A 22,507-nucleotide genomic window follows, 5' to 3' on the forward strand; every position below is an offset into this window, starting at 1 on the left:
ATGAAAGAACCCTACTCCACTGGTGATACCGCCCTGCTCCTCGTCGACCTTCTCAACGACTTCCTCGACGAGAAGGGCAAGCTTGCCCCGCGCATCGGCGAGATGCTCGACAAGACCAACTTCAAGGTGAATCTGAAGCGTCTGATCAACGGCGCCCGTGCCAAGGGCGTCAAGATCTTCTACGTGCCGCATGGCCTGCACGAGCACAGCTTCGACGATGTCCGCCACATCCATCCCCGCTGGCAATGGGCGATGGAGAACAAGCTCTTCTGGAAGGGCGATTGGGGGGCGGAGTTCTACGACGCGTTTGCGCCGCATGACGGCGACGTCATCATCAGCCGCCACCGCACCTTCGACAGCTTCGTCAACACCGACATGGTGCCGAAACTGCGGGAGCACGGGATCGAGAAGGTCGTGCTGGCGGGCCTGACGTCCCACACCTGCGTCGAGAGCGCCGGCCGCCACGCTCTGGAGGAAGGCCTGCACGTGACGTTCCTGACCGACGCCGTCTCGGAGTTCACCGAGGAGGCCCACAACGCCGCGATCGCATTGTCGTACCCGACCTTCGGCCACGAGGTCACCACGATCGACGGCTTCCTGAGGGCGGTCGAGCCGGCCTGAGGCCCGGACGCTAGTCGGCGTATTGCGCGGTCACCTCGTTGAGGATCTCGAGCGACAATTCCTCGTTGTCGACCGCTCGGGCAAGGAGCAGGGCGCCGACCAGGGACGATGTCAGGCGGATCGCCTCGCGGCGTGCGTTGGCCTTCTTCTTCCAGGGGAAGTGCGTGGCGATCGTGTTGATGAAGGCCTGGACATAGCGCGTCATCGTCGGCCGGACCTTGGGCTCGCGCGCGATCTCCGAGGCGAGGGACGACATCAGGCATCCATTGCCCGGGGCGTCACGGTTGGCGACGCTGAGATATTGGGAGACGAAGACCTTCCTGCCTTCCGCCGACGGCGCTGCGCCAATGATCTGGCCGACGGCTCGAGCCGAGACGTAGTCGACGCACTCGCTCATCAACTCCTGCCTGGAATCGAAGTGGTTGTAGAACGAGCCGTGGGACAGATCGGCGGCTCTCATCAGGTCGCCGATCGAGACTGCGTCGAAGCCGCGTTCGCGAAACATGCGGGCAGCCTGCTCCAGGATCTTCTGATGCTTCTCAGCCGTCTCGGCCGGAGGATAACGAACCATGCGCGCTTTCCTTGGGCATCTGACGGCCGCACTTGACTTCCGCCATGTTCATGCCCGCCAGCCCAAATTACAAGCATGACAGCCATCAGGTTTAACTCGGCCGCGGCCGGTCCCAGGCGGTGACAGGAGACATGGACATGGCAGACACCGGCCCGGCATCCGGGGCACCTACGGAGCAGCGTCGTGCCCCGGAGCCGGCATCTGCTCCGTCCCCTTCGAACCCGACCGCCGTTCCGGAAGGAGCGCCGGCGACGGCATCAAGCCTGTTCTGGCCGGTTGCGCGGGCGGCGGTCGTTGTCCTGGCCGGACTGGCCGCCTGGGTGGTTGCGAACAACTGGGAAGGATGGATGGGCGCGCGCCGCTTCGCCGCGACCGACGATGCCTATGTCGCCGGCGACCTGACCCCCATGGGCGCCAAGGTGTCTGGGCGGATTCTCCGTGTCGGGATTCAGGACTACCAGAACGTCCGCCGTGGCGACCTGCTCGCCAGGATCGACCCATCGGATTACGAGGCCCAGCTCGCGCAGGCCCGTGCGAACGAGGCCTCAGCCTCGGCGACACTGTCGAACATCAGGAACCAGCGCGCCATCCAGCGGGCCCTGATCCGCCAGGCCGAAGCGACGCGCACGGGCACCGCCGCCGACCTCGAGCGCGACCATCTCGAGGCCGTCCGGCAGCGCACGCTGAAGGACAGCGGCCTGGCCGGCACCTTGCGGACGGTCGAGCAAACCGATGCCACGGAAAAACACACCGCGGCGCAGCTCGACCTCAATGATGCGGCCGTCGACCAGCAGCGCGCGCTGCTCGACAGCCTCGATATCCAGGAACAGCAATTGATGGCCCAGCTCGCTGCGGCCGGGGCGGCGCGGCAGCTCGCCGAGAACAACCTGCGCGACACGGAGATTCGCTCACCCGTCGACGGCATGACCGGCCAACGCCAGGTGCGCGACGGCCAGTTCGTCAATGTCGGCGGACAGGTCGTGTCGGTTATGGCGCTGCCGGACATCTGGGTGATCGCCAACTACAAGGAGACCCAGATGACCAATATCAGGATCGGGCAGCCGGCCCGGATCACGGTCGACGCCTTCCCGGATGTCGCGCTGACCGGGCACGTCGACAGCTGGTCGCCCGGCACCGGAAGCACCTTTGCGCTGCTCGCACCCGACAATGCGACCGGCAACTTCACCAAGGTCGTGCAGCGCGTGCCGGTGAAGGTCGCTCTCGACCCTTCCCCTGTGCTGGGAGAGCTCGTGCGGCCGGGAATGTCGGTCGTGGTGACGATCGACACCGGCGAGCACGAGGCCGCGACGTCCGGGCAGGCAGCCCGATGAACACCGCCCACGAGCCGCTGAGCGCGGTCGCCGTTGCGCTGCACCGCGCCAGACACCCCCAGCCGATCCGGCTCGCCATCGACAGCTGGCGTCCCTATGTCGGCTTGGTCGGCGTCCTGCTCGGATCCATCCTGGCAACCATCGGCGCCCGGATGACGAGCTTCGGCCTCGCCGACCTGCGGGGCGGCCTGCATGTCGGCTTCGACGAGGGAGCCTGGATCACGACCAGCTTCGGTGTCGGCCAGATGCTCGTCGGCGTCGCCTCGCCCTATCTCGGCGCCGTCTTCGGCGCCCGCCGCGTGCTGCTCGCCGGTATAACGCTGTTCTTCTTTGCCTCGCTCGCCGCTCCGGTCTCGAACAATTTCACGCTGTTCCTGGTGCTGATCGGCCTTTCCGGCGTCGGCGCCGGCACCTTCATCCCGCTGACGGTGTCGTTCATTATCAGAAGCCTGCCAGCCCAGCTCGTCGTCTATGGCTGCGCCGCCTACGCCATGAATTCCGAACTCTCGCAAAACGTCGCCGCCTCACTGGAAGGCTGGTATGTCGACACCTTCAGCTGGCACTGGATCCTCTGGCAATACTGTGCCGGGCTACCGGTGATGTTTGCCTGCATCTGGTTCGGCGTGCCGCGCGACCCGATCAATACCGCGCTGCTGCGCGGGCTCAACTGGGCGGGGCTGTGCTTTTCCGGGATCGGGTTCTCGCTGCTCTATGCCGGCCTCGATCAGGGCAACCGGCTCGACTGGACCGGCAGCGGCCTGATCGTCGGTCTCCTGGCCGGCGGTGCCATCCTGACGATCGCATTCCTGGTGCGGGAACTGACGGCAAAGCAGCCTTTCGTCAACCTGCGGTTGCTCCTGCGCGGCAACCTGCCGATCCTCCTCCTCATCCTCGCCGGCCTTCGCTACATCATCCTGTCGACCGCCTACATCATCCCGAACTACCTGCAGACGGTGCAGAACTTCCGGGAGCTGCAGATCGGCAAGGTGCTGCTGTGGATCGCGTTGCCGCAGTTCGTCATCGTGGTGCCGCTGGCCCTGCTGTTGCGGAAGACTCACGGCCGGGCCACGCTGGCCCTTGGCGTCACGCTGATCGGCATCGCCTGCCTGATGACGACGCGGATCACCGCTGACTGGGCGACCGACGAGTTCTTGCCCTCGCAGATCCTGCAGGCGATCGGGCAGTCCTTCGCCCTGACGGCTTTTACCGTGCTCGTGGTCCGCAACACCGTGCCGAGCGAGGCCCTGATGATCGGCTCTCTGTTACAGACGTCCCGTCTGTTTGGCGGGGAGATCGGGACGGCCTCCATGCAGACCTATGTGCGCGTCCAGGAACAGATCCACTCTCATTATATCGGCAACCAGGTGGTGGCCGGGGACAGCGATACGCTCGCGCGCCTTGCCGGTTACCAGGCGCGGATAGCAACCTCCAGCACCGATGGCGGCGCCGCGATCATGCAGTCCTACAAAATGCTGTCCGGCGCGATCGCGACGCAGGCGAACGTGCTCGCCTATCAGGATGGATTTGCCTCGGCAGCCTGCGGAGCCCTGGCCTGCCTGTTCTTCACGGCGCTCCTGAGCCGGCGCAGGAGGTCTCCGTTCTAACGTCGGACAGTAATCGCGCTTGACCACCATGGACTCCGCCCCCTCCGCTGGCCACATCTCCGACTGGGCCGCAGCGCGCGCCGGCCTCACGCAATAGCCTAATCAGCGCGCAACGAGCTTTCCAATGCGTGAGAACCGCCATTCGGGCACGCTGCCACTTGGCAGTCGGCCGGGAGACCGCATGTCTGCTGTCGTTCAAAGCGGCCATTCAGTGGCCGTCGGTGCAACTTCCGCAATCCGCCCCTTCCTGGGAGGGTTTCGGACGCCGGCCCTCAGCGCCGGCGGATAGGTCTCGACGGGCCGGCATCCGAAACCCTTCACCACAGCGGCTGTTCCGTCGGGTACCAAGCGTCAGATTTTCCCCCACTAAGGCCTGCGCGCCGCGCGTGGCGAGACGCCTTCGAACTCCCGGAACGCCCGGGCGAAGCTCGACATGTCGGAGAAGCCGCAGGCCAAAGCGACGTCGCGCACCGGCAGGGTGGAATGGGCCAGCAGGTCCGCCGCCCGACGCAGCCGCAGCCGGCGGTAATAGGCGCCGGGGGAGGTGCCGGCGGCCGCGCGGAAGGCGCGCTCCAGCCGGTCGGCGGAGACGCCGAGGCGGTCGGCCAGCCCGGTCATCCGCAGCCGGTCCTCTACCGCCTCCTCCATGATCGCGATCGCCGACAGCACCAGCTCGTCCCGGATGCCGGTGCGCAGCCGCAGCGGCATCAGCTTGCGGTCGACGCCGGAGCGCAGCGGGCTGTGCACGAACCACTCGGCGACGCCGGCCGCCAGCTCGGCCCCGCAATCAGCGCCGATGATGTCCAGCATCATATCCAGGCTGCCGACGCCGCCGGCCGAGGTGAAGCGCTTGCGGTCGATGACATAGAGGTCGCGCCGCAGCTCGATCTCGGGGAAGGCCTCGGTGAAGGCCGGCTGGCTGGTCCAGTGCAGGGTGCAGGCATGGCCGTCCAACACGCCCGGCCCGGGCTAGGAAGAAGGCGGCATCGGCGACCGCGCCGATCCAGGCCCCAGTCCGCAGGTTGCGGCGGATCCAGGCGACCGCGTGCTCGGCCACGACATGGTCCGCGTCGCCGCCGGAGCACGCCACGATGCGGTCGACCAGCGGTGCTTCGCGCGCGCCCAGCACCGGCTCGATGGTGAAGCCGTTCGACGCCGGGACCTTGCCGCCGGACAGGCCGACGGCGATCCAGCGATAGCACTCGCGCCGGGCCAGGATGTTGGCGGCGCGCAGCGGCTCGATCACCGAGCTGAACGCCATGGTCGGGAAGCCGGGGAAGACCAGGACGGCGAAGGTGATCGGCGGCGCCGTCCCCTGCTGTGCGCGTCCGCGGGGTGCCTGAATCACGTTGCGTCCCTGGTGCCGGTCGTTGCATCCCTGTCGGACCGCGGAGTGTCCCGACAGGCGACGGCGCGGTCAATGTCCCCAGTCCGGATCGCATCGCATGAGCGTGTCATGGGCCACATCCAGTCCCGCCGAGCTGCGAGCGCACCACGCCCGCGATGCCGAGGAGCGGGCCGGGCCGCTGCCTGACGACGTGTCCGAGTCGGTGGTGGAGGAGGCGGGCGCCTTCCGCGGCGGCCTGCTGTTCACCCCGCCGGACCCGGCACCGGAGGTCGCGATCCTCTATTTCCACGGCGGCGGCTTCGTGGCGGGGAGCCCCACGAGCCATCGCTGCGTCACCGCCTGGCTGGCGCGGCTGACCGGGATGCGCGTGCTGTCGGCGCGTTACCGCCTGGCGCCGGAGCATCCGTTCCCGGCCCAGCGCGACGACGCGGTCGCAGCCTGCGCCGCCCTCGCCGGGATCGGCGTGGACAGGCTGGTCCTGGCCGGCGACAGCGCCGGGGCCTGTGTCGCCCTGTGGGGCCTGCAAGGAGTCGATCCTGAGCGGCGGGCCCGGGTCGCCGGGCTGGCCCTGCTGTATGGCGGGTTCGGCGGCGTCGAGGGCGGCAGCATCGCCCGCAACGGCACCGCGGAGAGCGGGCTGGATGCGGAAACGCTGGCGGTCATGTACCGCCGCCTCGGCCCCGCGGCGCAGGACGCCTGGCCCCTGGACTTCGCCGGCGAGATCGCCGTGCCGGCCTATGTCCTGGCGGCGGAGCTGGATGCGGTGTTCGATGATTCCGCCCTGCTGTTCCAGCGCCTCGGCTCCCGCGCCGACAGCCGCTTCGTCGTGGCCGCCGGCCAGGACCATGGCTTCCTCAAGGGCGCGGGCCGCGATCCCGTCGCGCTGCGGGAGCTCGAGGCGCTCGCCCGTTGGGTGAAGGACCGCGCCGCCTGAAGCCGGATTCGGCAGCGACGCCTTTCCCGGACTTGCCGGCCAGCCCATCTTCTGAAGAACCGGCGCCTGCCGGAAGGAGGAAGAGCATGATGCAGCCGACGCGCCGGACCGTCCTCGCGACCTTTCTGTCCGCCTCCGCCCTGCCGTTCCTGGCCGCTGCCCCGGCCGGGGCGCAATCGCCGCCGGCGCGGCTGCTGCCGACGCCGGCCTGCGACGACGACGACGCCACGCCGGCAAGCTCGGAAGGGCCTTTCTTCAGGCCCGACGCCCCGTTGACGCGGGACCTGGCTGCGGGCGCCCCGTCCGGCGAGAGGATCACCGTCGCCGGCCTGGTGCTGGATGCCGATTGCCGGCCGGTCCCCAACGCGCTGGTGCAGATCTGGCACGCCGATGCGGCCGGCCGGTACGACAACGCCGGGTTCCGGTTCCGCGGCCACCAGTTCAGCGATGACGGCGGCCGGTGGTGGTTCGCCACCATCGTGCCGGCGCTCTATCCCGGCCGCACCCGGCACTACCATGTCAAGGTGCAGCGGGCGGGCGGATCGGTCCTGACCACGCAGCTGTTCTTCCCCGGCGAGCCCGGGAACCGGCGCGATGGCCTGTTCGACGAGCGCCTGCTGCTCGCCGTCACCGATGTGCAGGATGGACGGTTCGGCCGCTTCGACTTCGTCATCTGACTCCGCGCAACCGCCTATCCGAAGGTGAAGGCATAGGCCTGGACGCCGGGATCGAGGAAGCGGATCTCGAAGCTGCGATCGGCAACCGGGCCGTCCTGGCGCACCAGCTGGTGCAGGCGGTGCTCCGTCACGACGCCCTGGCCGTCGGCATCGGTGTCGGTGCCGTGGCTGGCGCCCGGCGCGGCGCCGTCGATGGTGACGCGGAACCGCACCGGCTTGCCGTCCGGTCCCGGTCCCAGCACCAGGTGCAGGTCGCGGGCGTGGAAGCGGTAGACGATGCCGCCGCCCGCCTGGTTCAGTGAGGCCAGCTCGGCGCCGACCGTCCAGTCGCCGGCCAAGCCCCATTGGTTCAGCCGCGGCGTGCCGGCCTCGTAGACATGGCTGGCGTCGGGCGCCGCGCCGCCGGGCGAGACGAACCTCTCTGCCTGCCGGAAGCCGATATAGGTCTCGGGCGATCCGACATCGTTCGCGTTCGAGGCCGCTTCGACGCCGGCGGGGCTGACCGCGACCAGCCCGGCGCCGGGATCGGCGTGCCCGGCCTCGGCCAGCAGCTGCTGGATCATCCGCTCCGACTCGTCATAGCCCTCTTCGCCGAAATGCTCGTGCCGGATCCGGCCCTGGGCGTCGATGATGTATTGCGCCGGCCAGTACTGGTTCCCGAAGGCCTGCCACACCGCGTAATTGTTGTCGATCGCCACCGGGTAGCCGATCTTCAGGTCGGCGATCGCCTTGCGGACGTTGTCGACATTGCGCTCGAAGGCGAATTCGGGCGAGTGCACGCCGATCACGACCAGCCCCTGGTCCCGGTACTTCTCGGCCCAGGCGCGGACATAGGGGATGGTGCGCAGGCAGTTGATGCAGGAATAGGTCCAGAACTGCACCAGCACGACCTTGCCCTGCAGCCCTTCCCGGGTCAGCGGCGGCGAGTTCAGCCAGTCGACGGCGCCGGTCAGGGGCGGGAAGTATCCCACGACCGGCAGCGGGGCCGGCCGGCCGGCGGCCTTCGTCACGGGGTGCAGGCGGTCGATCAGCCCGTGCTCGATCGACGTCGTGCCGGCCAGCGACACCCGGGTCAGCAGGCCGGTGTCGAGCCCCAGGACGATGGTCGCGACGCCGGCCAGCACCGCCACGCCCAGGCCGCGGCGGATCCATTCGCCGGCGCCGAGCGACCGCTTGATCGCCGCGAAGATCCGGCCGAAGGCCCGCAGCGCCAGGGCCAGGGAGGTGGCCGCGCCAAGGGCATAGGCCAGCAGCAGCAGCGAGGTCTGGGGATTGGCGCCGTTCAGCGCGGCGCCGGTCAGGATCAGCCCCAGCACCGGCCCGGCGCAGGGCGCCCACAGCAGGCCGGTGGCGACGCCCAGCAGCAGCGATGCCGGCACCGGCGAGCGCCGCGCGCCGACATCTTCGGCGGCGTCCGACAGCCGGCCGCCGAGCACGACCAGGGGCCGGGTCAGCCGCTCGGCCAGGCGGGGCACCAGCAACGTCGCCCCGAACAGCGCCAGCAGCGCGACCGCGGCGATGCGGCCCCATTCATTGGCGGCGACGGCCCAGCCGCCGGCGACCGCGGCTAGGCTGGCGACGGCGGCGAAGGTCACGGCCATGCCGATCAGCATCGGCAGCCCGTTGCTCAGGAACGGCCGGTCCGCCCGGGCGAAGACGAAGGGCAGGACGGGCAGGATGCAGGGGCTGACGATGGTCAGCACGCCGCCGAGATAGGCCAGCACGAACAGCAGCATCTTGGGTCTCCGCGGCTCAGGCCGCCAGGGATGGGTGGTCCTGAGCCGTGATGTGGGCGGCGGCCCGGAGATTTGCCCGTTAGCCGTTGTTAGCGGCTGTTGGCTCTGTAAAGACGGTATTTGAAAGATATTTCAACATTTGAGATTTATTGACACGCCCGATAGGACACTCCATCGTCGATAGGACTGGACGCGTATACCCGCTCGACCTGAGAGGCCGCAGCTTCGACGGCAGAGCAGGAATAAGGAAGAAGGGGGAGAAAATGAACGCCTGTCGACTGGCCCTCCTGGCCAGCCTGGTCTCCGTGACTCTGGCTCCCGGCCTGCCGGCCTCCGCGCAAGATCCTCTCCCCCTCGAAGGCCCCGGCCTGGGGAATCTCACCTACACCGATGCCGAGCTGTTCCGCGAGATCTCGACGATCAGGTGGAACACCGCCACCAACGCCAACGGCATCCCGGTGATCCAGTACACGATTCCCGGCAACACCAGCCCGCAGAAGCCCTACGGCACCAATGTCGGGGTCATGCACAACGGCTACTTCGTGACCCTGTTCGCGCCGGACAGCGGCGAGGCGACCGGCGGCTTCCTGATCTACGACGTCAGCAACCCGCGCGACATCAAGCTGGTGAAGACCATCTACGAGCCGGATGGGCGCACCAAGGAGTTCCGCGAGCCGCACGCCTTCGGCCAGGCCACGATCGGCGGCAAGGACTACATCGCCCTGCCCAGCATCTATGGCGTGGAGTTCTGGGACTTCACCGACATCAACGACATCAAGCAGGTCAAGAAGCTCGTATTGCCGGGCGTGAACGCCGGCGACTACGAGAACGTGAACTGGCAGATGTACTGGCAGGCGCCCTATCTCTACGTCGCCTCGGCCAGTCGCGGCATGTTCATCGTCGACGCCAGCGATCCGGCCAATGCCAGGATCGCCGATCGCGGCAACGGCCGGGCCAATCCGGTGCCGCTGGGCGAGCTGGGCGGCTTCCGCGCCGGCCCGGTCTTCGCCATGGGCAACGAGATGGTGCTGACCTCGATGGAGACGACGTCCGGCTTCGCCAGCCTCGACATCTCCGACCCGCTGAACCCGACGCTGATCGGCGGCAAGACCACCCTGCCGAACTACTACGCCACCTGCTTCAACGGCCGGAAGCTCTACACCTCCGGGCGGAACGGCGACGGCAAGATGGCGGGCTACGACCTCTCGAACCTGCGCCAGGTCAAGATCGAGAACGAGACCACCGCGATCGAGGAGGGGCTGTACTGCGCCGCCCAGGACGACCACCTGATCGTCGGGGCGCAGCGCTACATCTTCAAGCTGGACGTGACCAACCCCGCCTCCTATACGGAGATCGGGCGGTCCGAGCGGGTGGCGGACAACGTCACCGTCCCGCCGCGCGGCAACCGCGACCCGGATCTCGGCCAGGTGGCGATGTTCGGCAACCTGGTCTTCGTCGGCAGCGACCATGGCAGCAACACCGCGTTCCGGCCGCACCAGAAGGCCCCGGACACCACGCCGCCTGCGGTGCTGACCGTCTCGCCCGGCAACGGCCTGCTGCGCCAGGCGACGACGTCGCGGGTCGGCCTGGCGCTGTCCGACAGCATCCTGCCGGAGACGGTCAACGCCGGCACCTTCATCGTCCGGCCCAAGGGCGGGACGGCGCTGGCCGGCACCTACAGCGTGCAGCTCGGCATCGTCAACTTCTCCCCGGCGCAGCCGCTGCAGCTCAACACCGAATACGAGGTGGTGCTGACGGCCGGTGGCGTGAAGGACTATGCCGGCAACGGCCTCGCCACGGAATTCACCTCCAGCTTCACCACCGGCAGCCAGTCGGTGCCGACCGCCTATGTCAACCGCTGGCCGCTCGCCTCCACCCTGACCGACGTGGCCGGCGGCAATGACGGCAAGGCCAGCAGCCAGGACAGCTACAGCGACGGCGGCCTGGACTTCACGCCCCGGACCACCGGCGTCGAGCTGGAGAGCGACACCATCGCCGAGGCCCTGGGCGGCACCGCGACCGTCAGCTTCCGGATGAAGACCAGCCAGATCGGCAACAGCAATCCGTGGCAGGCGCCGGGCATCTTCGGGCGCGACCAGGCCGGCGGCGCCAATGACGTGTTCTGGGGCTGGATCGACGCTGCCGGGCATCTGAACCTGTCCGTCGGAGATCGCAGCGCCACCAATCCGGTCACCCGGTCGGCGGCGCCGATCAATGACGGGCAATGGCATCAGGTCGCCCTGACCCGCGACGCCGTGACCGGTGCCCAGGCCATGTTCATCGACGGCGCCAAGGTCACCTCGACCGGCACCGCGGGGGTGCTGGGGCTGTTCGACAAGCTGCAGATGCTGGGGCAGATCCAGGGCAACCCGGTCGCCTTCAAGGGCATCCTGTCCGACGTCCGGGTCTACAAGCGGGTGCTGGCCGACGCCGAGGTGGACGGCATCTTCAACCCCCGCCCGGCGGTGCTGCCGCAACAGCAGGTCGCCAAGGCGGTCGCGCTCGACCCGGCTGCGCTGGGCCTCAGCGGGGCGAAATACGTCTGGAACTTCGGCGACGGCAGCGCGCCGGTCACCACCACCGCGGCCAGCCCGATCGCGCGCTACACCTATGCCACGCCGGGCAACTACACCGTGTCGGTGACGGTGGTGACCGAGGACGGCACCGAGACCTCGTTCTCCTTCCTGCAGAGCGTGATCCATCCGGTCACCGCCGCGGCCCCGACCCACACCAGCAACATCGTCGGCAACGCCACCGCGGTCTATGCCCTCGACCCGGATGCCGGCACCATCGCCGCGATCGACGCCGCCACCCTGGCCAAGAGCTGGCAGCTGGCGGTCGGCAAGGAGCCGAAGACCCTGGCCCTCGGGCCTGGCGGCAAGCTGTGGGTCGCGGTGCAGGGCGACGACAAGCTGCTGCGCATCGACCCGCTGACCAAGGCGGTCAGCACCTTCACGCTGGACTACGGCAGCGCGCCCTATGGCGTGGCGTTCACGCCCGACGGCACCAAGGGCCTGCTGACCCTGGCCGGCAAGTCGGTGCTGGCGGTGTTCAACCCGTCGACCGGCGCGATCACCCGCCGGGTGACGCTGCCGGGCGGCGGCGACGTGCGCGGCATCGCCGTCAGCGCGGATTCGAGGACGGCCTACGTCACCCGCTTCCGCTCGAAGATGACGCAGGGCGAGGTCTACAAGGTCAGCCTCGCCACCACCGCCGCCCCGGCCGTGATCGCGCTGCCGGTCGACACGACGACGCCGGCGACGGAGGCCGCGGCCCCCGGCGTCGCCAACTACATGAACCAGGTCGTGATCTCGCCGGACGGGCGGCGCGCCGTGCTGCCGTCGAAGAAGGACAACATCGTCCAGGGCCGCTTCCGCAAGCAGATCGACCTGAAGGCCGACACCACCGTGCGCTCGATCCTGTCCCAGCTCGACCTGGCGCAGGGCAGGGAGGTGTTCGCCGAGCAGATCGACTTCAACAACCGGGGGCCGGCCCGCGCCGCGATCTTCGCACCCTCCGGCAACTACCTCTTCGTCGCCGAGATGGAATCGAACAGCGTCGAGATCGTCGATCCGTATCGCCGCGCGGTGGTCGGGTCGGTCGCCGGCATCGGCCGCACGCCGCACGGCCTGTATCTCGACGCGGCGCGGAAGCGCCTGTTCGTCAACGCCTTCCTCGACCGCCGCGTCACCGTGCATGACATCGCCAAGGTGCTGACCGGCGAGGATTTCATCACCCCGGCCCCGACGGCGATCCCGACCGTGGCGACCGAGCCGCTGCCGACCGCCGTGCTGGCCGGCAAGCGGATCTTCTACAACGCCGCCGACCCGCGGATGAGCAGCGAGAGCTACATCTCCTGCGCCAGCTGCCATGTCGACGGCGACAGCGACGGCATGGTCTGGGACTTCACCCAGCGCGGTGAGGGCCTGCGCCGCACCATCTCGCTGCAGGGGCGGCAGGGGGTCGGGCCGGCCATGGGCAAGCTGCACTGGACCGGCAATTTCGACGAGCTGCAGGATTTCGAGAAGGACATCCGCGACGAGTTCGAGGGCGCCGGCTTCATGAGCGACGCCGATTATGCCGCCACCATCAACCCGCTGGGCCCGAAGAAGGCCGGCAAGAGCGCCGATCTCGATGCCCTCGCGGCCTATGTCACGTCGCTGAGCACCTTCCAGCGCAGCCCGTACCGAACCGCGCAGGGCTGCCTGACCGCGGAGGCGCAGCGGGGCCAGCAGGTGTTCCAGACGGCCAACTGCACCACCTGTCACGGCAATGCCGTCAGCCAGGACAACCAGCGCCACGATGTCGGCACCGTGCAGCCGTCGTCCGGCACGGGGTCGGGCCAGCCGCTGCCCGGCACCGGCTTCGACACCCCGACCCTGCACGGCGTGTGGGAGTCCTCCTCGTACTTCCACAACGGCCAGGCGGCGACGCTGGCGGATGTGTTCCGCCCGAACCTCAGCGCGGTGCATGGCGGCAAGATCGGTGTCGGCAACATCGCGGCCGTGACCGCCTATCTGCGGTCGCTGGACGGCCAGAATGCCTGCGCCGGAGTGGCCAGCCGCTAGAGAGCCGGATGAAGTTGGATCGGTCCATCTCGATGACGCCAAGGCGCTGAGTTGTGCCTCTCCCGCTTGCGGGACCTTTGCAAAACAGCTGAAGCCGTCCCTTTATAGTCCCCCCTCCCCTTGCGGGAGGGGGGCAGGGGGAGGGGCTGCGCGCGTCCGCGCGCGAATGCGAAGGACGGGTTTCGCCATCGGGACCGGATCGCCAGAGTCCGGGCCGGTTCCGGGCTTCGAAACCCCCTCCCCCTAGGCTCCAGACTCAATCAGATCCAGAAGACAAGCAAAGTTGCGAGGGCGACGGCGGACAAGAAGTTTCGGGCCAGCTTGTCGTAGCGAGTGGCGATACGTCTGAAGTCCTTCAATCGGCCGAAAGCATTCTCGATCAGATGGCGAGATTTGTAGCGAGCCTTGTCGAGCGGGATCTTGCGCTTGCGGTTGGCCTTGCCGGGGATCACTGGCCGGCCGCCGCGGGCGCGGATCATCGCGCGCAGGCCGTCGGCATCGTAGCCCTTATCGCCGATGAGATAGCCCAAGCCCGCCGCCCGCTCGATCAACTTCGGCGCAGCGGTCACATCGGCGACGTTGCCGGGCGTGAGGTCGACGACGAAAGGGCGGCCGATCACGTCGGTGAGCGCATGGATCTTCGTTGTGTTCCCACCGCGCGAAGGCCCGATGGCCTGCGCCTTGGCCCCCCTTTTCCGCCATAGGCGGCGCGCTGGGCCTTCACGTAGGTGGCGTCGATGGCGACGGCGTTGGTCGCCGCACCGGCGCTGGCGAGCGCTTCCAGCATGCCCGTCCAGAAGCGCTTGCGCGACCAGCGGTTGAAACGGTTGTAGATGGTCGTGGCCGGGCCATACGCCCCGGGGCAATCTTGCCAGCGACAGCCGGTCCTCAAGACGTGGAAGATGCCCGACATGACGCGACGGTCGTCCTGGCGCCGCGCCCCAGGCTGGTTCGTCGGCATGAACGGCTCGATCGCCGCCCACTGCTCGTCGTTGAGCCAGAACAGATTGCTCATCAGTCGTCCCCGCTCCCTTCTGGTCGATCCGGGATCCGGGTGAATCACGATTCACCGACTTCATCAAGAGGATGATTGGGTTTTAACCCTAGCCCCCTCCCGCGAGGGGAGGGGGGACTCATTTTGCTTTCGACCGATGGGTCCGGACCCGTTTCAGTCATGCCGGCAGGAAGCGCCGGCGCTCCTCCTCGAAGCGGCGGGCGATGAACTGCCGGCACAACGCCACCCGCCGCAGCCCGGCGCTGTCCGGATGCGACAGCATGAAGTAGCTGCGGCGGAACCCCATCTCCGGCAGGATCCGCACCAGCCCGGGCATGTCGGCGGCGGCGAAATCGTGCAGCACGCCGATGCCGATGCCGGCCCGCACCGCCTCCATCTGCCCGGTGACGCTGGCGCAGCGGAAGCGGCGGGTCGACCGGTCCTCCAGCGCCCAGGCATAGTCCAGCGCCGGGGCATAGGCGTAGTCCTCGACCCCCGTCACCACGACATGGTCGGCCAGGCCGTCCGCATCCGCGGGCGTGCCCGCCGCGGCGAGATAGTCGGCCGCGGCATAGACCCCGAGGCTGTAATCGGTCAGCCGCGACACGATCAGCCGTCCCTCCACCGGCCGGTCCAGCCCGATCGCCAAATCGGCCTCGCGCCGCGACAGCGAGAAGCTGTGGGGCAGGGGCACCAGCTCGATCGTCAGGCTGGGATACTGCCGGGCGAAGCGCCCCAGCTCGCGCGCCAGGAAATGGTTGCCGAGGCCGTCCGGCGCGCCGATGCGCACCGTGCCCGCCACCTCCGCCTCGTCGTCCCGCAGCCCTTCCGCCGCGCCCAGCAGGGCGGTTTCGATGCCCTCGGCCACCGGCAGCAGGCGCTCGCCGGCCTGGGTCAGCACCGACCCCGCCGGCCGCCGGTCGAACAGCACCGTGCCCAGATCGGCCTCCAGCGCATCCAGCCGGCGGGCCACGGTGGCGTGGTTCAGCCCCAGCTTGCGCGACGCGGCCAGCAACTGGCCGTGCCGGGCGACCGCCAGGAAGACGCGCAGATGGTCCCAGTCCATGACTTCAAATCCCGCACAACGGTTGCTCGATCCTGTGCGTTGATGCGCGCCGGGTAAAGCGGGAAGCTGCCGGCAGCAGTGGAGGAGACGACAATGCCGACCGAGATCCATCATTTCATCGCCGGCCGCCGGTTCGCGGGCAGCAGCGGGCGCACCGCCCCGGTCTTCAACCCGGCCACCGGCCAGCAGAGCGGCAGCGTCGCCCTGGCCTCGGTCGACGACGTCCGCGCCGCGGTCGCCGCGGCCCGCGAGGCGTTCCCCGGCTGGGCCGGCACCACGCCGCTGCGCCGCGCCCGCATCCTGAACCGCTTCCTGCGCATCCTCGAGGAGCGCACCGACGAGCTGGCCGCCGCCATCACCGCCGAGCACGGCAAGGTGCTGAGCGACGCCCGCGGCGAGGTCCAGCGCGGCATCGAGGTGGTCGAGTTCGCGACCGCCGCGCCGCAGCTGCTGAAGGGCGAGTTCACCGAGAATGTCGGCACCCGGGTCGACAGCCACGCGCTGCGCCAGCCGCTGGGCATCGTCGCCGGCATCACCCCGTTCAACTTCCCGGCCATGGTGCCGATGTGGATGTTCCCGGTGGCGCTGGCCTGCGGCAACTGCTTCATCCTGAAGCCGTCGGAGCGCGACCCCTCGGCCTCGCTGCTGCTGGCCGATTGGCTGAAGGAGGCCGGGCTGCCCGACGGCGTGTTCAGCGTCGTGCATGGCGACAAGCAGGCGGTGGATGCGCTGCTGTTCGACCCCGACATCGCCGCGATCAGCTTCGTCGGCTCGACCCCGATCGCGCGCTACATCTACGAGACCGCGGCGCGCACCGGCAAGCGCTGCCAGGCGCTGGGCGGCGCCAAGAATCACATGATCGTGATGCCGGACGCCGATCTCGACCAGGCGGTCGACGCGCTGATGGGCGCCGCCTACGGCTCGGCCGGCGAGCGATGCATGGCGATCTCGGTCGCGGTGCCGGTCGGCGAGAAGACGGCGGAAGCCCTGCTGGCGCGGCTGGAGCCGCGGGTCCGCGCCCTGGCCATCGGCCCCGGCACCGACCCGGAGGCCGAGATGGGGCCGCTGGTCACCCGGCAGCATCTCGACAAGGTGCGCGGCTACATCGACTCCGGCGTCGCCGAAGGGGCGAAGCTGGTGGTCGACGGGCGCGACTTCCGCCGCCAGGGCTATGAGGACGGCTACTTCATCGGCGGCACGCTGTTCGACCACGTCACCACCGACATGAAGATCTACCGCGAGGAGATCTTCGGGCCGGTGCTGTCGGTCGTCCGCGCGCCGGATTACGAGACCGCGGCCGGCTGGATCAACGGCCATGAATTCGCCAACGGCACGGCGATCTTCACCCGCGACGGCGACGCCGCGCGCGAGTTCGCGCACCAGATCCAGGTCGGCATGATCGGCGTCAACGTGCCGATCCCGGTGCCGATGGCCTTCCACTCCTTCGGCGGCTGGAAGTCGTCGCTGTTCGGCGACCACCACATGCACGGGCCGGAGGGCGTGCGCTTCTACACCCGGCTGAAGACCATCACCACCCGCTGGCCCACCGGCATCCGCGCCGGCGCCGAATTCGTGATGCCGACGATGAAGTAAGCGTCCCGCCTGCCTCTGAACCATTCCTTCCTAGTCCCCCCCTCCCCTTGCGGGAGGGGGGCAGGGGGAGGGGTCTGCGCGCGTCCGCGCGCGAATGCGCAAGGAACAGGCGGTCCGGCCGGATCGCCGGAGTTCAGGCCGGTCATGACGGCGAAAACCCCCTCCCCCTAGCCCCCTCCCGCGAGGGGAGGGGGGACTCGAAAGAGGGGCGGCGCTCAACTGCTATCGGGCGGAACCTCGGGGCCGTTCTCGAGGCAGAGGTCGGAGTGGAGGTCGATGCCGAGGGAGCGGCAGAGGCGGACCGTGGCCTTCTCGGTGCTGGCGGTATCGAGCAGCCTGTCGATGTCGGGCTCCTGCAGCCGGACCGCCAGCCCGGCCTTGAGGTCGGCGATCCGGGCGGGGTCGCCGACCTCGGCGATGCACTGTTCGGTCATGGCGACGACCGCGGTCCGGCGGCGGGCGCGCTCGGCCCGGATCTCGGCTGGGGTGCCGGCCGGCAGGCCCGGGCGGCCGTTCTCGTAGCGCGGCTGCCGGCGGCGCCATTGCCGGACCAGGCCGAGACCGCAGACCAGGCCGGCCACGACCGACGGGACCGTGCGGTCCTCGACCGGGTCGTCCTGGTCGCCATAGAGCTCGACCAGCGCCTGGTCGAGCTGCATCCTGAGATCGGCGAAGGGGGTGCGGTCGGTGCCACGGTCGGCCCCGATCAGGCGGATGATGACGTCCTCGACCTCCTCCCGATGGCGGGCGCGGCGGGCCTCCCGGCCGCCGTCGCGGGCGCACAGGTCCTGCACGGCGCGGGCGCGCTGGGCCAGGGTCTGGCGCACCAGATGGGCGTAGCGGGCGAAGGCGAGGCCCGGGTCTCCGGCCGGAGGCTGGGCCTCAGCCGGGGGGTGAGCCGCCGGGGGATGCCCGTCCGACGCCTCGGCGGTCCCATCAGCAGCCGGGACCTCGGCCTGAGCCGAAGCCTGAGTGCCCGGCGCCTGGGCGGCAAGGGCGCGGGCACCGGCCGCCTCGGCCAGCTGCATGCCGATCTCGGCCAGACGCGTGAGCATCTCGCATTGCTGCAGCGTGCAGCCGCGGCCATAGGCCTGAACGTCGAAATCGGCAGGGATCTCCTTCATGGAACGTATCATGAACGAGTCGCGCAGGCGAGCGCAATGAACATTGTGTTTACTGATTGGGCGGGGTCGTTGGGCCGCGCGGCTGATGTACGGCCGGCTCGCACAGTATAGCCGGGCGCGAGCTTTTGGGCGACGGTTTTGGGGAAGTCAGTGAGATAGTAATGTTTTCCACGAGATTGAAGTTTGCTCTATATCGACGACGAAGAAGGATTCCAAACTTGAACCAGGACGACGCCTCGGAAGAGGAAGAAAGCGGGTCGGGTGCTGCCTCGATCCTAGGTTATGAATATCAAATTGATGTCTCGGTCTGGCTCGCCCTGGACCTCGTCGTCCTCAGCCGATGGGCAGAGACCATGGTCCTGGAGCCAGCAACTCAGGAGGACCTAGAGGCGACGCTCGCCTATTCCGAGCCTGGGCGGCTGGTCAATCGTGTGTCGATGACGAGCTATACGCTCATCGTGCAGGCGAAGCGCCGCAGCGGCGACGCTTGGACGCCGACAACGCTCAAGACACTCCTAACCCACGGCGGCGAGAAGCGAGTCTCAGCCGCGGATCGACTCAAAAAGGCCAATTGCCGCTATCTCCTGGTCACCAGTGCGGGTGTTAATGGCGACGCTCGCAAACTAGTGCGGCGGCGAGTAGGAGCTTGGCCCCAGCCTGGGGTCATGCCGAGCGCAATCAGAAAGGGGATCGATCACGATATTTCAGGCCGCGTGGCTGTCATCGCTAACCAGGACGACGAGCGCCTGCGCCTGGACATCGATCGGCTGCTTATCGAGGGCTGTCACATACCCAAAGCGCAGTTGGAGGACTGCCGTAACAGGCTGCGACAGGATGCTCGCGGCAGGATTGCGGGGGCAGCGGGCGGTCACTGGAGCCGCGACCAGTTAGAGGATGTCATACGCCGGCACGAAGGCTATCTGGCAAATTCACCTGAGCTCGAACACTACGTCCATCCCACAAATTGGGGCGATCTGCGCGCTGTCATGGCGAGAGAGTCGGCTGGCATTATCATCGGCCAATCGGGCACAGGCAAAACACTGGCAACCAAAAAACTGTATGATGAGTTACGCAAGGAAATTCCCGGTCTGACCCGCGTGCCGATTCGGTCCGGTCCTTCGCAGTTGCGTGACGACGTAACGCTTGGACCGGTCCTCTTCGACATCGAAGACCCTTGGGGCAAGATCGCTTTCGATCGCGAGAATAACCCATGGAGGTTTCGCGTAGCGGAAGCCCTCTCAGGCGCCAGGCCCGAGCGGATGGTCATCGCGACATCTAGACTCGATGTGGCTAAGGCATCGGACGAATATTCAAAGGTACAACGCTGGACCGTTGCGCTTGAGGCGGAGAACTATCAGGCGCGCGAGCGACGCCGACTCTATGAAAGTCGCATCGAGAGCCTGCCAAGTGAGTTGCAGCCTCTCGCTCGCGGCTCACGAAATAAGGTGCTTGATGAGCTCGCAACCCCCCTTGAGATCCAGAAGTTCTTCGACGCGTTGCGCACGCAGGATCGGGCCGGTCTAATAAATCCACCGGTATATGTCGCTGAGGCAATTAAGCGTGCGCATCAAAACTCGATCGAACAAACAGTGATCGAGCAAATCGAGAGCCGAGGCGATGTGCGTGCTGCAGCGGTCATATGGGCGCTTCTTACTGCGAACGGTACGATAGAGCCCGCAATGCTAGCTGAGATTGATGATCGCCTTGCAGATATCGATGCGGCTATGGGAGAAGGCGCGTCCCCTCTCGTCAATTTCTTTGTGGCCGCGCGGAATTTGCGCCAAAGCGATGAAGGGGCGCTCGCTTACTACCACCCGCGCGTCGAAGCAGGGATCGAGCGAACGCTCAAGGATCATCGTCAACTTGTTCGCCAAACGCTACGTCGACTGGTCGATCTCCTCGTTTCAGGCTCGTTGCCTGACACAGGCACGGCCGTTCGCATCATGGCCCATGCGGCCGATCAGTTCAGAATTCTGCTGAGCGATGACGCCAGTGCTAAGATTGATGCTTGGCTGGAGGAGAGACTCGTAGAAGGAGCAGACTTCCAACCTCACCTCGAACTTGCCGCTCGCGCAGGTTCCAAAGCGAGCAACGTTGCAGAAATTGCACGCTTCCTGCTGAATCGACGAGGTGAGTCCCTACCCGATCTGACCACCTGGGCAAAGCCGAAACTCAGTACTGTTTGGTACTCCGCGCGCAAGAGCGATCCATCGACTAAATCTGTACTTGAAAACTTTATTCGGACAATTTTGCCGTACGATCGTATCTACTATCCAGAAGATTTTGCAGATGAACTCACTCAGCTTTCATCTGGGTTGACGAGTGCATTTCTTGAGGCAGCAGATACAGCAGTACATTTCGGATACATTGAATCCGATGAGGCTATTTCCCGTGGTGCTTTGGCGGATATCGGCGGATTTGAGAGAATTGTTGATATGGCTGTCGACGTTCTAACGCCGACGCCGAAGGATCTTCAGGATTCTGCAGAAAAGCGGCTCGATATTATTAACGGAGTCTACAGCGAGGATTATGTAGAGTATCTCCAGCACAATGATGATGGCTATACCGCTGATCAATTCCTAGTTGCCTACCTTGAGCGCGTCCGCGAGGCCATAGGCTGGCAGCACATCGTGCAACATCGGCATGCGAATTGGTTGCGGCCATACTGGCTTCGTATCCTGGTCACCGATGCGCGCCAAGGCCGGTTCGACGATCAGGAGTTCGCTAGTGCCTTCGCCGCGGGTTTTGGCACGAAGGACGAAGATGACCTCTGGGTTGTACTCCTCAAGAGATGGGATTCACGATATCGTCTTTCACTTGAGGACAGGCTCCGCAACGGATCCCCGGATGTCAATATTGAGCGGGCGGCATTGACGTGCCTGATCGAACACGACATTCAGTCGTTTCCCAGGATTGTGGCCGAGCTCATCGGACAACGGGCGGTCAGTCGTGTCATTGAGATAGGTCGTGGGGTTGCCTATCTGCTCGGTGGCGGCTCGCGCGATGGTGAGAAGCATATCGCTGCTGCGGCAGCAGCAGCTGCGCAATTGCCTGATCCATACGGAGACATCGTCGCAGCGGAAGTCGCGCTGGAGGGGGACAAGATACCTGTCCTTTCCACGGTGGCACGCGACGTACTCACCACGACCGCGGATGCGGGCCGCCAGGTGCGTTCACTCCGGCTTCTGCTGGACGCAAGCGTCGGATTGCTGGTTGAGGAAGACGTCACCTGGGCTCTTGTAACAGAGGATGACCCCGATACCGCGGTTCTTGCGATAAAGATAGCAATTCATCGTGAAATGAACGCGCAGGTGGAGGCGGCGCTCGATCACCGGTTCGCCCATGTGGCGGCACTCGCCCTGAAGGCCGTCGCGACGCCGCTCGCAGCACCTCTGCCTGAGCGCGTCCTCGCACTTGCTTTCCACCGCGCCAGTCCAGTCCGACGGGCGCTTGTGGAGTTGCTCAAGACGAAACCCCATACTGATCACCAAGCTACGCTGCTCAAGCTCGCGAGCGATCGATGGACGGCAAATGGGATAGGATGGGGTAATGAATCCCACGACTATCCGATTGCACGAGAGGCGGTTGATGCATTGCTCCTTCTGAAGCCGCTCGGAGATGAGGCAGGAAAAGCCCTCTTCAACATTGCGACTGACACTTCCGATCCCAAACTGCGGCGCGCAGTTTTCCAGTTGATGGCAGAATCAGGCGTCGCTAGCCAGAAGAGGCTCTTTGATCTCGCGGTTCGGCCAGGACGAACGTCAGTGAGGGTATTGGCAGCCGAGGCCCTGCATCGGGCCGGTGAAACACTTGGGAAACGAGTTATCAACGCCATCAGCTCACCTCTGGTCGCCACTAGGTATGCGCCCGTTGCAACTATCCTCGCAGCGCTTTTGGGCCGGCGCGCAGACGTCTCGGCAATTCGCGCGGTGGCGGAAGATCTGGCAGCTAACGCCAAGCGAAAAGTCCTTCTGCTTCCAATCGTCTGGCACCTCAAAGATCGCGACCGTCGGGTTGCCGAAGAAATCGTAGCAATGCTGCCTGCCGGCCATCGGGCGGTGGCTTGGGTGTTGAGGAGCGCACCATCCAAAATCGACGATTTAGATTTTTCCGATTTGGGTGATCATGACGCGTGCGCAGAGGTGCTCAACTACATGAAAGCCAGAACCGGCAAGCCCGAGCGAAAGACAGAAGGGCAAAGACGATGAAGCATCGTTGCTTGCCCATCGCAGGGTCGGGGCGAGCGCTTGCTTCACGAACAAGATGTAAAGGAGCTGGCGATAGCTCCGCCGCTCCGCACGATACCGATCGGTCGCCAGATATTGTCCCCCGCGGCTATC

The 22,507-nt window shown here is 66.8% G+C and carries 15 protein-coding genes; 8 read left to right on the plus strand and 7 right to left on the minus strand.

All coding sequences use genetic code 11. The annotated features are described in order from the left end of the window. On the plus strand, positions 1–621 hold the full coding sequence (locus tag QFZ27_RS15640; RefSeq protein WP_429227299.1) for a cysteine hydrolase family protein: 621 nt from the start codon (positions 1–3) through the stop codon (positions 619–621). Positions 622–631: 10 nt separating this feature from the next. On the opposite strand, the gene QFZ27_RS15645 is transcribed toward QFZ27_RS15640, so the two are convergent. Next, complete coding sequence (locus tag QFZ27_RS15645; protein WP_429227300.1) at positions 632–1,192, minus strand: TetR/AcrR family transcriptional regulator; 561 nt, start codon at positions 1,190–1,192, stop codon at positions 632–634. Between the two features lie 137 nt (positions 1,193–1,329). Here QFZ27_RS15645 and QFZ27_RS15650 point away from each other — a divergent pair, with 137 nt between their 5' ends. Continuing rightward, positions 1,330–2,523, plus strand: coding sequence for an HlyD family secretion protein (locus QFZ27_RS15650; RefSeq protein WP_429227301.1), 1,194 nt, complete (start codon positions 1,330–1,332; stop codon positions 2,521–2,523). Beyond that, positions 2,520–4,127 (plus strand): MFS transporter, encoded by a 1,608-nt coding sequence (locus QFZ27_RS15655; RefSeq protein WP_429227302.1) that lies wholly within the window; start codon positions 2,520–2,522, stop codon positions 4,125–4,127. Before QFZ27_RS15650 ends, QFZ27_RS15655 begins: the two co-directional genes overlap by 4 nt. 366 nt (positions 4,128–4,493) lie before the next feature. Here QFZ27_RS15655 and QFZ27_RS15660 read toward each other — a convergent pair whose 3' ends face one another. Together QFZ27_RS15660 and QFZ27_RS15665 are read right to left on the minus strand one after the other, a co-directional pair. Then, positions 4,494–4,940, minus strand: coding sequence for a helix-turn-helix domain-containing protein (locus QFZ27_RS15660; protein WP_429232462.1), 447 nt, complete (start codon positions 4,938–4,940; stop codon positions 4,494–4,496). Continuing rightward, entirely contained in the window at positions 4,915–5,475 is a 561-nt protein-coding gene (locus QFZ27_RS15665) for a type 1 glutamine amidotransferase family protein (RefSeq protein ID WP_429227303.1), read from the minus strand. The genes QFZ27_RS15660 and QFZ27_RS15665 overlap by 26 nt, the downstream gene beginning before the upstream one ends. 97 nt (positions 5,476–5,572) lie before the next feature. Here QFZ27_RS15665 and QFZ27_RS15670 point away from each other — a divergent pair, with 97 nt between their 5' ends. After that, a complete protein-coding gene (locus QFZ27_RS15670) occupies positions 5,573–6,409 on the plus strand; it encodes an alpha/beta hydrolase (protein WP_429227304.1) in 837 nt (278 codons plus the stop codon). A gap of 86 nt (positions 6,410–6,495) precedes the next feature. Continuing rightward, positions 6,496–7,086, plus strand: a complete 591-nt coding sequence (locus QFZ27_RS15675) for a dioxygenase family protein (RefSeq protein WP_429227305.1) — start codon at positions 6,496–6,498, stop codon at positions 7,084–7,086. A 14-nt stretch (positions 7,087–7,100) separates the two neighbouring features. On the opposite strand, the gene QFZ27_RS15680 is transcribed toward QFZ27_RS15675, so the two are convergent. Continuing rightward, a complete protein-coding gene (locus QFZ27_RS15680) occupies positions 7,101–8,822 on the minus strand; it encodes a cytochrome c biogenesis protein DipZ (protein WP_429227306.1) in 1,722 nt (573 codons plus the stop codon). A gap of 263 nt (positions 8,823–9,085) precedes the next feature. Between QFZ27_RS15680 and QFZ27_RS15685 the strand changes: the two genes are divergently transcribed. Continuing rightward, positions 9,086–13,390: an Ig-like domain-containing protein gene (locus tag QFZ27_RS15685; protein ID WP_429227307.1), complete on the plus strand. Its 4,305-nt coding sequence runs from the start codon at positions 9,086–9,088 to the stop codon at positions 13,388–13,390. Positions 13,391–13,650: 260 nt separating this feature from the next. Here QFZ27_RS15685 and QFZ27_RS15690 read toward each other — a convergent pair. Next, positions 13,651–14,405, minus strand: a protein-coding gene (locus tag QFZ27_RS15690) for an IS5 family transposase (RefSeq protein ID WP_429227308.1) whose coding sequence is annotated in 2 segments (ribosomal slippage) — positions 13,651–14,064 and positions 14,067–14,405 — 753 coding nt in all. Because the reading frame shifts where the segments join, the coding sequence is not laid out codon by codon here. A gap of 157 nt (positions 14,406–14,562) precedes the next feature. Continuing rightward, positions 14,563–15,450 (minus strand): LysR family transcriptional regulator, encoded by an 888-nt coding sequence (locus QFZ27_RS15695; RefSeq protein ID WP_429227309.1) that lies wholly within the window; start codon positions 15,448–15,450, stop codon positions 14,563–14,565. A gap of 93 nt (positions 15,451–15,543) precedes the next feature. Here QFZ27_RS15695 and QFZ27_RS15700 point away from each other — a divergent pair, with 93 nt between their 5' ends. Continuing rightward, positions 15,544–17,043: a CoA-acylating methylmalonate-semialdehyde dehydrogenase gene (locus tag QFZ27_RS15700; RefSeq protein WP_429227310.1), complete on the plus strand. Its 1,500-nt coding sequence runs from the start codon at positions 15,544–15,546 to the stop codon at positions 17,041–17,043. Positions 17,044–17,258: 215 nt separating this feature from the next. On the opposite strand, the gene QFZ27_RS15705 is transcribed toward QFZ27_RS15700, so the two are convergent. Beyond that, the gene (locus tag QFZ27_RS15705) at positions 17,259–18,167 is read right to left on the minus strand and encodes a hypothetical protein (RefSeq protein ID WP_429227311.1); all 909 of its coding nucleotides are present in this window, start codon (positions 18,165–18,167) and stop codon (positions 17,259–17,261) included. A gap of 218 nt (positions 18,168–18,385) precedes the next feature. Between QFZ27_RS15705 and QFZ27_RS15710 the strand changes: the two genes are divergently transcribed. Further along, complete coding sequence (locus QFZ27_RS15710) at positions 18,386–22,375, plus strand: nSTAND3 domain-containing NTPase (RefSeq protein WP_429227312.1); 3,990 nt, start codon at positions 18,386–18,388, stop codon at positions 22,373–22,375. Positions 22,376–22,507 lie beyond the last annotated feature (132 nt).

The organism is Inquilinus ginsengisoli, from assembly GCF_050434925.1.
GTDB lineage: Bacteria > Pseudomonadota > Alphaproteobacteria > DSM-16000 > Inquilinaceae > Inquilinus > Inquilinus ginsengisoli_B.